The sequence below is a fragment of the Amycolatopsis sp. NPDC050768 genome, from assembly GCF_040654155.1.
Classification (GTDB): domain Bacteria; phylum Actinomycetota; class Actinomycetes; order Mycobacteriales; family Pseudonocardiaceae; genus Amycolatopsis.
The window spans coordinates 330,153-342,994 of sequence record NZ_JBFAHL010000003.1 but is presented as its reverse complement, the minus strand read 5'-3'; the positions used below and the strand labels follow the sequence as shown (position 1 = coordinate 342,994).

The window sequence follows — 12,842 nt, the reverse complement described above, 5'->3', positions numbered from 1 at the left end:
ATCGGGACACTTTCCCTGTTGCCGAACACCTGGAGTGTCACATGCCGGCGATCGTGCTGATCGGTGCCCAGTGGGGGGACGAAGGCAAGGGCAAGGCGACCGACCTGCTCGGTGACCGTGTGCAGTGGGTCGTCCGGTACCAGGGCGGCAACAACGCCGGCCACACCGTCGTCCTTCCCAACGGCGAGAACTTCGCCCTCCACCTCATCCCGTCCGGGATCCTCACGCCGGGGGTGACCAACGTCATCGGCAACGGTGTGGTGGTCGACCCGGGCGTGCTGCTCGACGAGCTCGCGGGTCTGGAGGAACGCGGCGTCGACACGAGCGGGCTGCGGATCTCGGCCGACGCGCACTTGATCATGCCGTACCACGTGGCCATCGACAAAGTCACCGAGCGCTACTTGGGCAGCCGCAAGATCGGCACCACCGGCCGTGGCATCGGGCCGTGCTACCAGGACAAGATCGCCCGAGTCGGCGTCCGCGTGCAGGACCTGCTCGACGAGAAGATCTTCCGCCAGAAGGTCGAAGCCGCCCTGGAGTTCAAGAACCAGGTTCTGGTGAAGGTCTACAACCGCAAGGCGCTCGACGCGAACCAGGTCGCCGACGAGGTGCTCGCCGCCGGCGAGAAGTTCGCGCACCGGATCGCCGACACGCGGCTGCAGCTCAACCAGGCCCTCGAGCGCGGCGAGACCGTGCTGCTGGAGGGTTCGCAGGGCACGCTGCTCGACGTGGACCACGGCACGTACCCGTTCGTCACGTCGTCGAACCCGACGTCGGGCGGCGCGAGCGCGGGTTCGGGCATCGGCCCGGGCCGCATCACCACCGTGCTGGGCATCCTGAAGGCCTACACGACGCGCGTCGGCTCGGGGCCGTTCCCGACGGAGCTCGACGACGAGGCCGGCGAGTACCTGCGCAAGCAGGGCGGCGAGTTCGGCGTGACCACCGGCCGTTCGCGGCGCACCGGCTGGTTCGACGCCGTGATCGCCCGCTACGCCGTGCGCGTCAACGGGATCACCGACTACTTCCTCACCAAGCTCGACGTGCTGTCGGGCCTGGAGAAGGTGCCGGTGTGCGTCGGCTACGACGTGGACGGCCGCCGCACCCACGACATGCCGATGACGCAGACCGACGTGCACCACGCCGTGCCGGTGTACGAAGAGCTGCCGGGCTGGTTCGAGGACATCTCGAGCTGCCGGACGTTCGACGAGCTGCCGGCCAACGCCCGGTCCTATGTGGAGCGTCTCGAGGAGCTCTCGGGTGCGCGGATCTCGGCGATCGGCGTGGGTCCGGGTCGCGAGCAGACGATCGTGCGGCACGAGTTCGTCTGACGGAGTCTTCGCTGAGCTGACGGGCGTTCTCGACCGAACGCCCGTCAGCCCATGCCCATCCGGTTGGTGAGGGTGTTGGTGGCGGAGAGCTCTTCGAGGTCCAGCTCGACGAGGACCTTGCGCAGCACCTCGTCGTCGAGGCGCCCGGCGCGGTTCTCCGTGATCATCGCCGCGCGCTGGGTGATCAGCAGCTCACGCCGGGCCTGCGCGAACTTGGCCTGCGGGCTGGCGCTGCGTTCCTCGCCGGACAGCGTGATCGCGGCCCGCGCGAAGCGGTAGCGGGTGTCGACGAGCCGTTCCAGACGTTCTTCGAGCCGCTTCATGCGGTCCGGTGGCAGGTCCGCTTTCGACATCGCCGCCTGCGTGATCTCCTTCAACCGCGCGTGCGCCGCCTTCTGCGCGACTTCCCGCGCGGCCAGCTCCTCGGCCTGGTCGCGTGCGGCCTCGGCCGGGTCCTGCACCTTGAGCCAGCGGATCAACGGCGGCAACGTGAGGCCCTGGATCAGCACCGTGCCGACGGCGACCGTGAACGCGAACAGCTGGATCTCCGGGCGCCCCGGCGTGCCGAACGGCACGGCCGACGCCGCGGCGAGCGTGACCACGCCGCGCATCCCGGTCCACGACACCACGGCCAGCGCCTGCCACGAAGCCGAGTCTCGCGTGCGGCCGAACAGCCGCAGTGTTCTCGGCAGGTAGCTCGACAGGAACACCGCGGGGATCCGCACGGCCATCGTCACCAGCAGCACCACGATGGCGACGATCGTGAGGGTGCCGTTGTCGCGCGCCGCGCGGTCGGCGCCGTCGAGCACGAACGGCAGCTGCAGGCCCATCAACGCGAACACCAGCGCTTCGAGCAGCACGTCGATCGACGTCCACACGGACCGGTCCTGCATGCGCGTGGCCGGGGACGCGCGCAACGACCGTTGCCCGAGGTACAGGCCGGCCGTGACCACGGCGAGCACGCCCGAGCCGCTGAACTCCGAGCCGAACGGGTGCAGGTGCTCGGCCGTCACGTAGGCCGCGAACGGCACGATGATTCCGAACGCCGACTCCAGCAGCGGGTCTTCGAGCCGCGAGCGGATGAACACCACCACGAACCCGGCCACGAGGCCCACGGCGATACCCAGCACCGTCGCCACCGCGAACACGCCCAGGCCGTGGCCGATCGACCCGGCCGTGCCCGCGACGGCGGCGAGCGCGACCTTGTACAGCGTGAGCGCGGCGGCGTCGTTGACCAGGCTTTCGCCGGTCAGCACGGTCATGATCCCGCGCGGCAGGCCGAGCTTGCGCCCGATCGCCACGGCGGTCACGGCGTCCGGTGGCGCCACGACGGCCCCGAGCACCAGCGCCGACGCCCACGGCAGGTCGGGCAGCAGCAGGTGCACCACGAACGCGACGACCACGGCCGTGACCACCACCAGCACCACCCCCAGCCCGATGATCGGGCGCAGGTTCGCGCGGAAGTGCGTGAGCGAGCTGTCGAGCGACGTCGAGTAGAGCAGCGGCGGCAGCACCACCGTGAGGATCAGCTCGGGCTCCAGCTCGATCCGTGGCACGCCGGGAATCAGCGCGACCCCCAGCGCGACCACGACGATCAGCAGCGGCGCCGACACGTTGTAGCGCCGGGCGAGCGCGGTCAGGCCGAGCGAGCCGGCGAGGACTCCGACCAGCGTGAGGGTCTCCATGCCCGCATCTCCACCCAGGTTGATCTCGGATGACGGTGTCACGGGCAGGTCGTGTCGCGCCCGGGCAGGTGATCTTCGAGGAGGAATTCGGTAAGCCGCCCGGCGGTGCACGCGTTGCTGAGGTCGACGCCGTGGCCGACGTCGTCGATCGTGGGTCAGCTCCGCGCGGTGGCCGAGGGCGGCGCGCATCCGCAGGGCGCCGGAGTAGGCCCTGGAGGGGTCGGCGTGGTTCTGGAGCATCAGGACGTTGCGCGGGCCGTTCGCCGTGATGGGCACGGGCTGGTGCACGGCGTCGCGCGGCCAGAAGGCGCACGGCCAGATGTCGGCGGGCATGCCGTTGGTGAGGGTGTGGGCCTGGCGTTCCTTCCGGACGGCGGCGTACGACGCCGGGTTGCGGGAGACGGGCGCGTCACCGCAGAGGAGGGCGTACTGGTTGCTGGCGAAGTTGTCCGGGATCGGCTGGGCGAAGGTGGTGCCGAACGGCAGGTCCTGGCCGTCGCCGAGGGCCATCAGGGTAGCGATGACGGGGTAGGTCGCCGGCTTCTCGAGGAACGGCGGCAGAGCGTGCTGCTGTCGAGCACGATCTTGCCGGTGTTTCGCGGGAACATCGACGCGTAGACGGCGCCGCGGTAGGTGCCGTAGGACGTGCGGTAGTAGTTCAGCTGCCGCGCGCCCAGGGCTTGGCGGATGCGGTCCATGTCCTGGGCGACGCTCTTGGTGTCGAGGTACGGCAGGTAGGCGACGGCGTTCTTCGCACAGGTGTCGGCGACGCGGCGGGCGTAGGCGACGTTGGTGCCGATGTCGCCGCCGGGCGCCGGGTACGGGTCGGCGAGGGTGGGGGCGCGGTCGGCGCGGACAGTCCACAGAGGACTGGAGTTGAGTTGCCGATGCCGCGGTCGTCGAAGCCGATGAGGTCGTACTGGCTCAGCAGCCGCTTCCCGACGGCCGTGGTCGACCACCCGCTCGGCTGGTCGAGGCCGGATCCGCCGGGCCCACCCGGGCCGATGGCCAGCGGTTGGTGTTTCGTGCCGGCGATGCGCGAGATCGTGAGGGTGATGGTTTTCCCGGGTTGATACCGGGTCTATCCCAGTTCTTTGAGCTCCCGTTCGACGGCTTCCAGTTCCGCTGCGGATCCCTGCACCTTCGGGCCCGTGAACCACTTGCGCGCCGACACGACCCACCACAGGGCCGCGCCGCCGAGCACGATCAGGAACGCGATCGGCGTGTAGTTGAACGAGTCGACCGTGACGGGTGAGCCCTGCGGCAGCATGAACAGCACGAAGATCACCACGACCCACGCCGTCGCGACGATGCCGATCGGCTTGCCCCAGCGCCCGAGGTTCCACGGCCCCTTCTCGAAGCTGTCGCCGCGTCGTACCCGCAGGAACACGGGGATCACGTACGCCACGTACAGCCCGACGGTCGCGATCGACGTGACCGCCGCGTACGCCGTGGCGCTCCACAGGTACGGCAGCGCGAGGATCAGCGCGCCGCCTGCCGCGAGCCACACGGCGTTGGTCGGCGTCTGCGTGCGCTTGTTGATGCGGTGCCAGATCTTCGAGCCGGGGATGGCGCCGTCGCGGGCGAACGCGTAGATCATCCGCGAGTTGGCCGTCACCGAGGCCATGCCGCAGAACAGCTGCGCGCCGATGCAGATCAGCAGCAGGAACTTGCCCGTGACCGCGCCGGTGGCGTCGATGAAGATCTGCGCCGGCGGCACACCCGTGGCCGAGTTGACGGCGCCGTCGTAGTCCTGGATGGCGAACGTGAGCCCGATCAGCAGCACCCACCCCGCGACGAGCGACACAAGGATCGAGTTGATGATCCCGCGCGGCCCGGCCTTCGCGGCGTTCTTGGTCTCCTCCGTCATGTGCGCCGACGCGTCGTAGCCGGTCAGCGTGTACTGCGCCAGCAGCAACCCGAGCGCGAACACGTACACCGACGAGCTCCAGCCCGTCTCGTTGGCGAAGTGCCCGAACACGAACGACGCTTCCTGGTGCTTCGCCGGCACGAACACGAGCACGCCGACGATCACCAGCACCCCGATCAGGTGCCACCACACGCTCACGCTGTTGAGGATCGCCACCACGCGCACACCGAACGTGTTGAGCGCCCCGTGTACCACCAGGATGATCGCCAGCAGCAGGATCGTGTGCCCCGGCGTCGCGGAGTAGCCCCACTGCAGGTCGAGGAACGCGTTCAGGAACAGCGCCGCCCCGAAGTCGATGCCCGCCGTCACGGCGATCTGGCCGATCAGGTTGAACCACCCTGTGAACCACGACCACGCCGGCCCGTTGCGCGTCGCCAGCTTCGCCGCCCAGTAGTACAGACCACCGGCCGTCGGGTAGCTGGAGCACACCTCCGCCATGCCGAGCCCCACGAGGATCACGAAGAGGCCGACGAGCGGCCACCCCCAGATCATCGCCACGGGCCCGCCGGTCTTCATGCCGAAGCCGTACAGCGTAAGACATCCGGACAGGATCGAGATGATCGTGAACGACACCGCGAAGTTCGAGAACGACGACATCGTGCGCTTGAGCTCCTGCGCATACCCCAGCGCGTGCAGCCGGGCGCTGTCCTCGTCGTGGCGGTCGGGTTCGGCGGTCTGCTGGTCGGAGACATCCATCGGGCACCCCACCTGAAAGGTATGTGGACAGACCTTTGAAGTTCCGGAGAAGCTAGCCCGGCGCGTCTACGGGTGTCAAGGTTCCGCCACCAACTGCCCTCCGAGCCACCTGGTCAGCGGCCACGCACCCTCGGAAGTGTTGGAAACAACGGTGAACACCAGGCCGTCGGACGGGCGCGAGACGCTGCGGAACGAGACGCCGTAGTCGTAGCCCTCCAGCATCACCGTGGTGTCGTCGGGTGGGAGCCAGAAGCCGAGCCCGTAGCGGAGCTGTTCGCGGGTCGAGGTTTCGGCGCTGACCACGGCCGTCATCCGGGCCACCCACTCCGGCGGCGCGATCCGGCCGGCATGCAGCGCGGCCCAGAACGCGGCGAAATCTCCGGCCGACGAGTAGATCCCGCCATCACCACTGCCCACCGCGGGGAGGCTGAACACGTTGGTGCGCCCGTCTTCCAGGTACCCCGTGGCCGCATCGCCGGGCAGCTGGTCCGACCGGAGGAACGACGTGTGCGCCATCCCGGCGCGAGCGGTGACACGCGAAGCAACCAGATCCGCGAATGGCACACCCGCGGCCCGTTCCGCCACGAGAGCCAGTACCGCGAACCCGCCGTTGTTGTAGCAGAACTGCGACCCCGGCGGAAACCGTTGCGGGAACCCCTCCAGCGCAGGCAAATACGCCGCCGCCGACGTGAACGACTGTGGTTGCGCCGGTGGCAAGGCGTCCTCGTCGCAGTAGTCGCCGATGCCCGAGCGGTGGGCGAGCAGGTGCTCCACCGTGACCGAAGAGTCGATCAACGGCAAGTCCGCGCCCAGCAGGGCGCGCACTCGAGTGCCCAAAGCCAGCTTGCCCTCGACGATCAAGATCACCACGACAAGAGCCGTCAAACCCTTGGTACCACTGGCGATCGCGAACCGTGTGTCCACTGTGTTCGGTACGCCGTACCCGCGGTGCGCCAAGCCGTACGCACGCGCGAGCACCACCTCGCTGCCTCGGCTGACGGACACGACGCCGGAAAACCCGGTGTCGCGCGCCAACCGGTCGATCTCCTCCCCAACAACCATGCCGACAACACTAGGAACCCGTACCGACAAAAAACAGCAGGCCCGTCCACCATCGGGTGAACGGGCCTGCTGAAAGCTTTGCTGCAAAAGAAAAATCAGTGACCCAGGAAATCGTGCAGCGACTCCAGCGCCGTGTCCGCCTGGTCGGCGAAGAAGCCGTCCACGCCGGCCTTGAAGAACGCCGCCTCCTCCGCGAACACGTTGCCGAACGCCGTCGGGCTGGCGGACGAACGCAGGTTCGCCGGCAGGAACGGGTTCTCGTTGCGGAAGGTGTACGGCTGCACCTTCAGGCCAACGCGATGCGCGTCGGCGACCAGCGAGGTCGGCTTGCCCAGGTTGTCCGAAGCGTCGCGCGGGATGATCTGCGCCTTGTCCGGGCCGAGGTACTTCGCGTACTTCGCGACCTCACGCAGACCGGCCGGCGTCACGATGTCGGCGTACGTGCGCTTGTCACCGGCGGCCACGAAGTCGGCCGGCGCACCGGAGGCCTCGGTCAGCTGCAGCAGCGGCACCCGCACCTGCTTGTGCAGCTCCTTGAGGTTCGTCACCTCGAACGACTGGATGATCACCGGCGCGTCGGAGCGGTTGAGGCCGTTGCGGTTGAGGAACGCGACGAGCTTCGGCTCGGTCGGGTTGCCGATCGACTTGAAGTACGTCGAGTGCTTCACCTCGGGGTAGGTGCCCAGCGTGCGGTGCAGCTCCTTGCCGAGCCGCCGCGTGAGGTCGATGACCTCCTGGTAGGTCGCGATCTGGAAGCGGCCGTTGTAGAGCTGGTTGTTCGGGCGGTTCTCCGGGATCCGCTCCTTCGCGCGCAGCGTCTTGAGCTCCGCGAGCGTGAAGTCCTCGGTGAACCAGCCGGTCATCGTGACGCCGTCGATGACCTTGGTGGCCTTGCGCGAGGCGAACTCCTTGTGGTCCGCGACGTCAGTGGTGCCGCCGATCTCCGGCTCGTGCCGCGCGACGAGCTGGCCGTCCTTGGTCGGCACGAGGTCGACGTCGACGAAGTCCACGCCCATGCGGAACGCCAGTTCGTAGGAGGCGAGCGTGTGCTCCGGGCGGTAGCCGGGCGCGCCCCGGTGTCCGACGATCACGGGGTCATCGTGCCCGTGCGCCGCCGTGCCCGCCACCTGCTGCGGGGCCGCCGTGGCGGGACCGATCGCCAGGCTCGCGACCCCGAGCAGGGCGAGTCCGGACAGGGCGAGCACACCCACGCGTTTGCGCTTCATGGAGGACCTTTCTCTACCGGGCATCCGTCCTTTACGACGGGTTTGCCACGACTACCGCGCCACCCTCACGGCCGCAAGCGTCGGGCGGGCGGCACAGGACGGACAAGGGGCTGACAAGCCGGTAAACGGTGCATGGAATCCGCTTTCGGACAGTGCTGCGCAGACCGCTCGCGGACGGCGAAATGCCCACGCCCACCCGAGCCCGTTACCCTGTTCGGCGTGCGCGTACTGGTAATCGGGTCCGGCGCCCGGGAGCATGCACTTGTCCTCGCGGTGTCCGGCGATCCCGCCGTCACTGCGCTCGCCTGCGCGCCCGGCAACGCCGGGACAGCCGCGGTCGCCGAGCAGATGGGTGTCGAACCGGCTGATCCCGAAGCGGTCGCTGCCCTGGCGAGTGAGTGGAAGGCCGACCTCGTGGTGGTCGGCCCCGAGGTCCCGCTGGTCGCGGGCGTCGCCGACGCGGTGCGGAAGGCGGGCATCGCCTGCTTCGGACCGTCGGCCACCGCCGCGCGCATCGAGGGCTCGAAGGCGTTCGCCAAGGACGTGATGGCCGCCGCGAACGTCCCCACCGCGCGCAGCGAGGTCGTGGACACGCCGGCGCGCCTCGACGCCGCGCTGCAGCGCTTCGGCCCCACCTGGGTCGTGAAGGACGACGGCCTCGCGGCCGGCAAGGGCGTGGTCGTCACGCAGGACGTCGAGGTCGCGCGCAAGCACGCCCTGATGCTCCTCGACGGTGGCCACCCCGTCCTCCTGGAGTCCTTTCTGGACGGCCCGGAGGCCTCGCTGTTCTGCTTCGTCGACGGCCGCACCGTGGTCCCGCTGCTGCCCGCGCAGGACTTCAAGCGCGTCGGCGACGACGACGCGGGCCCGAACACCGGCGGCATGGGCGCGTACGCCCCGCTGCCGTGGGCCCCGGAAGACCTGGTGGACGACGTGGTCGCCCGCATCGTGCAGCCCGTGGTCGACGAGCTCGACGCGCGCGGCGCCACCTTCTCCGGCCTGCTCTACGCCGGCCTCGCGCTGACGTCCGAGGGCCCGCAGGTCATCGAGTTCAACTGCCGCTTCGGCGACCCGGAGACCCAGGTCGTGCTGGCGCTGCTGCGCACGCCGCTGGCCGGCCTGATGCACGCGACGGCGACCGGCAAGCTCGCGCAGCAGCCGCCGCTGGAGTGGTCGGGCGGCGCGGCCGTGACGGTCGTGATCGCGGCCGACGGCTACCCCGGCAAGCCGCGCACCGGCGACGTGATCACCGGCGGCGAGTTCGAAGGCGTGCTCCACGCGGGCACGCGGCGGCGCGAGGACGGCGCCGTGGTGTCGGCGGGCGGGCGCGTGTTGTCCGTGGTCGGCACGGGCAAGTCGCTCAAGTCGGCGCGCAAGCACGCGTACGAGACGGTGGAGCGCGTGCACCTCGCGGGCTCGCACCACCGCACCGACATCGCGCTCAAAGCGGCCAACGGTGACATCACCATGCCGGTGAACGCCTGAGTTTTCGCTTCCCGATCACCCGGCGGTTGGTAGCCTCGTAGCGGGGCCGAACGGTCACTGTCCGTAGACATCACCGAGGGGGAGCGTTATGGCGGGAAGCAGTCCGCTGTCCGACTTGGCGTCGTCCGTCCCGGCCGCGCCCGGCGTCGCGGACCTCATCGTGGCGCCGGAGAAGCTGCTGGACGTGGCGAAGGCCGTCGACGAGCAGGCCAACGCGCTCGAGGACAAGCTGCTCACCCGCCTGGGCGAGCTGCGCATCGACACGCCCTCGGCCGACGCGGTGAGCGTGAACTCCGTGGCGGCGTGGAACATGATCGTCGCGGAAGGTGATCACTCCTACGCGGCCGAAGCGCGGGCGTACGTCGCCAACCTGCGCCGCCTCGGCGAACAGCTGCGGGGCGCGGCGCAGACGTACCAGGCGAGCGAGGACGACAAGGCCGCGGCGTTCGGGGACCGTGGTGCGCACGGCATCCACTAGCGCTCTGTCTTTCAGCGCGGCCGCGGTGCTCGCGCTCGGCGTGGCCGGGTGTTCGTCCGGCGATGCCGGCACGGCTGTGCCGGTGCAGACCGCGGTGAGCTCGGCTTCGCAGGCAGCGAAGGCTTCCCAGTTGCCGTCGCGCCCGGCCGACCTCTCGCTCACCGGCGTGGACCCGTGCGACCTGCTGGGCCAGGCGCAGCTCGACGAGCTGCAGGTCAACGCCGTGCCGCGCAAGGCCGCGGATCCGCAGGACGGCCCCACGTGCGTGTTCGACGCGGACAAGACCGAGCCGTTCCACGCGTACCACCTGCGCACCGTCACCGCCGACCTGCAGGAGTGGCTCACCGGCGCGCGGCGGAAGAACAGCATGACCACGGCGCCGTTCGCGGTCGAGGGCTACCCGGCGCTCACGAACTACCGCGCGGCCGGCACGCCGTCGGACTGCGAGGCGCTCGTCGGCGTCGCGAAGGGCCAGACGCTGGCGGCGCAAGCGTTTGCGGTCACCGCCGGCGCGTTCACCCAGCAGCAGCTGTGCGATCAGGCGACGCAGGCGGCCGACCTCGCGCTGCAGTACCTCAAGACACGGACCTAGGAGGGCGCGTGGAGATCTCCGACCTCGCGGGCAAGATCCGCGACCAGCGCTTCGACGGGTGGACGGACACGTCCCTCGCGGACGAGATCCGGAAGTTCTCCGACGGCGACGGCATCGGCAGCATCGGCACGGCCGTGGACGCGCTGAAGGCCGTCGCGACCGCGCTCGCCGAGACCGACCAGGCGCTGCGCACGCAGCTGACGCAGCTCGGCGTCGAGTGGCAGAGCCAGGCGGGCGGTGCGGCCGGGCAGGTGTTCACCGACCAGGCCGGGTTCTCCCAGGACGCCATGCGGAAGGTGTCGAACACCGCCGAGCTGCTCTTCGCCCAGGGCGAGGCCTTCAACCGCACCAAGTTCAAGCTGCCCGACCCCGCCACCCTGATGAAGGGCGCCGGCGGCTACACGCTCGGCGACTCCGTGCTGAGCCTCATCGGCTTCGAGACCGACCACGCGACGGCGGTCGACACCGCGCAGAACGCACGAAGCCAGGCGCTCGAGGCGTTGAACGCGTACGCGCAGCAGAGCGGCGAGAACCTGCTGTCGTCGGAGCCGTTGAGCCAGCCGCAGTCGCTGTCGATGACGCAGCCGGACGGGCGCAAAAGCGTGCTCGACCTGGCGGGTTCGGCGGTCGACGTGACGCCGGACGGTGGCGTGCGGCCGGCTTCGGCGTCGGTGCAGTCGCGGCACGTGGATCCGTCGGTGGTGCAGCCCGTGGCGAACCGGGTGGCGGTGGATCCGCCGACGCCGGCGTACGGGATCGCGGTGCCGCCGCGCGCTGGTGGGTCGGCCGGTTCGGGAGGATCGGGTGGGTCGGCTGGGTACACAGCGCCGGCTTCGGCTCCCGGTCGGCCTGTTTCTCGGCCCGTCTCTGGCCGGCCTTCGACGCCACCGCCTCCGCCTGGTTGGGAAATGCCGCGGGGTGGCGGTCAGCCGGAGGCGCCTGGACGGCCCGGGTTCGGTGGGCCGGTTCGGGGTGGTGGGCCCGGTTTCGGTGCTGGTTTCGAGGGCCGGCCTGGTGCCGGCCCTGGTTTTGGCGGTGGTGCTGGTTCTGGTGGTGCTGCGCCGGGTGGTTCGTCGACCGGGCCTGACGCTGTGCTCGGCCGCGGTCCGGCCGGCGGGACTGGCGGCGGGACCGGTGGTGGCGACCCGGCGTTGAGCCGGGGCCGGATGGTCGGCAGTGGTCCGCAGTCACCCGTCGTGCCGGAGGAGAGCGTCGGCGGTCCCGCCGCGCCGCCGCGGCCGGGTGCGTCGGCCGGTGAGCTCGGCGCGGGTGCCGCGGCGCTCGGCGCGGGCGTGGCCGGCGGTGCGCTGGCCGGCGATCGCGAACGGCAGGGCCGGGGTTTCGGTGGTGCACCATCGAAGGGCCCCGTGCGTCCGCTTCCGGTGGAGTTGCCGGAGGAAGAGGCGATCGCGCTCCGCAAGACCGAGCAGATCGAGCCCAAGCAGCCCTCGGGCGACGCGAAGTTCCTCGCCCCCGCGGCCACGCAGAACGAGGACGACGCGGACCACGTGCGCCGCTTCGGCGTCGACGACAAGGACCTCTTCACCGACCCCCGCCTGGTCTCCGACGACGTGATCGGCGACGACGCGTGAACCTCGTCCTCTCGACGCTCGAGTTCGACGTCCTGTGGGAGTCGCTCGAGCTGGGCCGCCGCCCGGCCGCGCTCGGCGTGCCCTCACCGGGCCGCACCCATTCCGAACGCGCTGCGTTGATCGAACAGGTATGGGAGGGACTTTCGCGCCGCCGCCTCGCGCGCGGGCGCCGCGCGTCGGGCGAGCTGTTCGACCAGCTGCACCTGCTGTCACGCCCGCAGTACGCCCTCGACGTCTGGGTCTGGGCCGACCGCGAGATCCACGGGCGCGCCGTCAGCCGCGGCAGCCAGGCCGTGCTCGCCGTCGTCGACCGCGACGAGGTCTGGCTCATCCCCGCCGACGAGGGCGCGCTGGCCGAAGCCGCCGTGCCCGTCGCCGGGGAGCTGTCCGAAGGCGTCGGCCAGAGCGTGTCCGTGCCCCACGCGACCCTGGTCGCCGCCGACACCAAAGCCGGCGGCGACCCGAAAGCCCTGGTCACGGTGCTGGAGGACCACGGCCTCGCCCTGTGGGAAGCCCAGGAGCTCGCCGGCATGCTGCTCGGCCAGGAAGCCCGCGGCCAGTTCACCGCCGAACGCACCCTCCGCGACGGCACTATCCGCCGCTCGCCCCACCCCACGGCCTTCTTCGACACCGACGCGGGCCGCTACCTCTTCCAGCTCACCGACGACTCCGACGGCCACACGTGGGCCACGGTCACGCCGGCGGACAACGCGGTGCTTGTGGAGCGGGTGCACGAGCTGCAGGCGGGTTTGTGAACCGTTCCTGGCA

Annotated in this window: 11 protein-coding genes and 1 pseudogene; 6 read left to right on the top strand and 6 right to left on the bottom strand. The window is 70.3% G+C overall.

The genetic code is table 11. The annotated features are described in order from the left end of the window. The first annotated feature begins 41 nt into the window (after positions 1–41). Positions 42–1,328, top strand: coding sequence for an adenylosuccinate synthase (locus AB0H62_RS11720; protein ID WP_220245160.1), 1,287 nt, complete (start codon positions 42–44; stop codon positions 1,326–1,328). 44 nt (positions 1,329–1,372) lie between these two features. On the opposite strand, the gene AB0H62_RS11715 is transcribed toward AB0H62_RS11720, so the two are convergent. From AB0H62_RS11715 to AB0H62_RS11690, 6 genes and pseudogenes are all read right to left on the bottom strand, one after another. Next, the gene (locus AB0H62_RS11715) at positions 1,373–3,013 is read right to left on the bottom strand and encodes a Na+/H+ antiporter (protein WP_360586001.1); all 1,641 of its coding nucleotides are present in this window, start codon (positions 3,011–3,013) and stop codon (positions 1,373–1,375) included. Positions 3,014–3,181: 168 nt separating this feature from the next. Continuing rightward, a pseudogene (locus AB0H62_RS11710) lies at positions 3,182–3,346 on the bottom strand (alpha/beta hydrolase); the annotation flags it as partial. Positions 3,347–3,522: 176 nt separating this feature from the next. After that, positions 3,523–3,972, bottom strand: coding sequence for a hypothetical protein (locus tag AB0H62_RS11705; protein ID WP_360585724.1), 450 nt, complete (start codon positions 3,970–3,972; stop codon positions 3,523–3,525). Positions 3,973–4,094: 122 nt separating this feature from the next. After that, entirely contained in the window at positions 4,095–5,639 is a 1,545-nt protein-coding gene (locus AB0H62_RS11700; RefSeq protein WP_360585722.1) for an amino acid permease, read from the bottom strand. Positions 5,640–5,714: 75 nt separating this feature from the next. Then, positions 5,715–6,701, bottom strand: a complete 987-nt coding sequence (locus AB0H62_RS11695; protein ID WP_360585720.1) for a serine hydrolase domain-containing protein — start codon at positions 6,699–6,701, stop codon at positions 5,715–5,717. 95 nt (positions 6,702–6,796) lie between these two features. Further along, positions 6,797–7,927 (bottom strand): glycerophosphodiester phosphodiesterase, encoded by a 1,131-nt coding sequence (locus AB0H62_RS11690; protein WP_360585718.1) that lies wholly within the window; start codon positions 7,925–7,927, stop codon positions 6,797–6,799. 219 nt (positions 7,928–8,146) lie between these two features. On the opposite strand from AB0H62_RS11690, the gene purD reads away from it, so the two are divergent. The 5 genes from purD to AB0H62_RS11665 all read left to right on the top strand — a co-directional run bounded on the left by purD (position 8,147) and on the right by AB0H62_RS11665 (position 12,829). Continuing rightward, positions 8,147–9,412: a phosphoribosylamine--glycine ligase gene (gene purD / locus AB0H62_RS11685; protein ID WP_360585716.1), complete on the top strand. Its 1,266-nt coding sequence runs from the start codon at positions 8,147–8,149 to the stop codon at positions 9,410–9,412. Positions 9,413–9,500: 88 nt separating this feature from the next. Next, positions 9,501–9,890 carry a PE domain-containing protein gene (locus AB0H62_RS11680; RefSeq protein ID WP_220245152.1) on the top strand — a complete coding sequence of 130 codons (390 nt, stop codon included), beginning with the start codon at positions 9,501–9,503 and terminating at the stop codon, positions 9,888–9,890. Next, positions 9,871–10,482 (top strand): DUF3558 domain-containing protein, encoded by a 612-nt coding sequence (locus AB0H62_RS11675; protein ID WP_255638546.1) that lies wholly within the window; start codon positions 9,871–9,873, stop codon positions 10,480–10,482. The genes AB0H62_RS11680 and AB0H62_RS11675 overlap by 20 nt, the downstream gene beginning before the upstream one ends. Before the next feature lie 8 nt (positions 10,483–10,490). After that, positions 10,491–12,074 carry a hypothetical protein gene (locus AB0H62_RS11670; RefSeq protein WP_360585713.1) on the top strand — a complete coding sequence of 528 codons (1,584 nt, stop codon included), beginning with the start codon at positions 10,491–10,493 and terminating at the stop codon, positions 12,072–12,074. Beyond that, entirely contained in the window at positions 12,071–12,829 is a 759-nt protein-coding gene (locus tag AB0H62_RS11665) for an ESX secretion-associated protein EspG (protein WP_360585711.1), read from the top strand. Before AB0H62_RS11670 ends, AB0H62_RS11665 begins: the two co-directional genes overlap by 4 nt. Positions 12,830–12,842 lie beyond the last annotated feature (13 nt).

Coding starts and splice junctions, on each gene's coding strand:
- AB0H62_RS11690 (WP_360585718.1), bottom strand. CDS start 7,927: ATGAAGCGCAAACGCGTGGGTGTGCTCGCCCTGTCCGGACTCGCCCTG.
- AB0H62_RS11695 (WP_360585720.1), bottom strand. CDS start 6,701: ATGGTTGTTGGGGAGGAGATCGACCGGTTGGCGCGCGACACCGGGTTT.
- AB0H62_RS11680 (WP_220245152.1), top strand. CDS start 9,501: ATGGCGGGAAGCAGTCCGCTGTCCGACTTGGCGTCGTCCGTCCCGGCC.
- AB0H62_RS11715 (WP_360586001.1), bottom strand. CDS start 3,013: ATGGAGACCCTCACGCTGGTCGGAGTCCTCGCCGGCTCGCTCGGCCTG.
- AB0H62_RS11700 (WP_360585722.1), bottom strand. CDS start 5,639: ATGGATGTCTCCGACCAGCAGACCGCCGAACCCGACCGCCACGACGAG.
- AB0H62_RS11720 (WP_220245160.1), top strand. CDS start 42: ATGCCGGCGATCGTGCTGATCGGTGCCCAGTGGGGGGACGAAGGCAAG.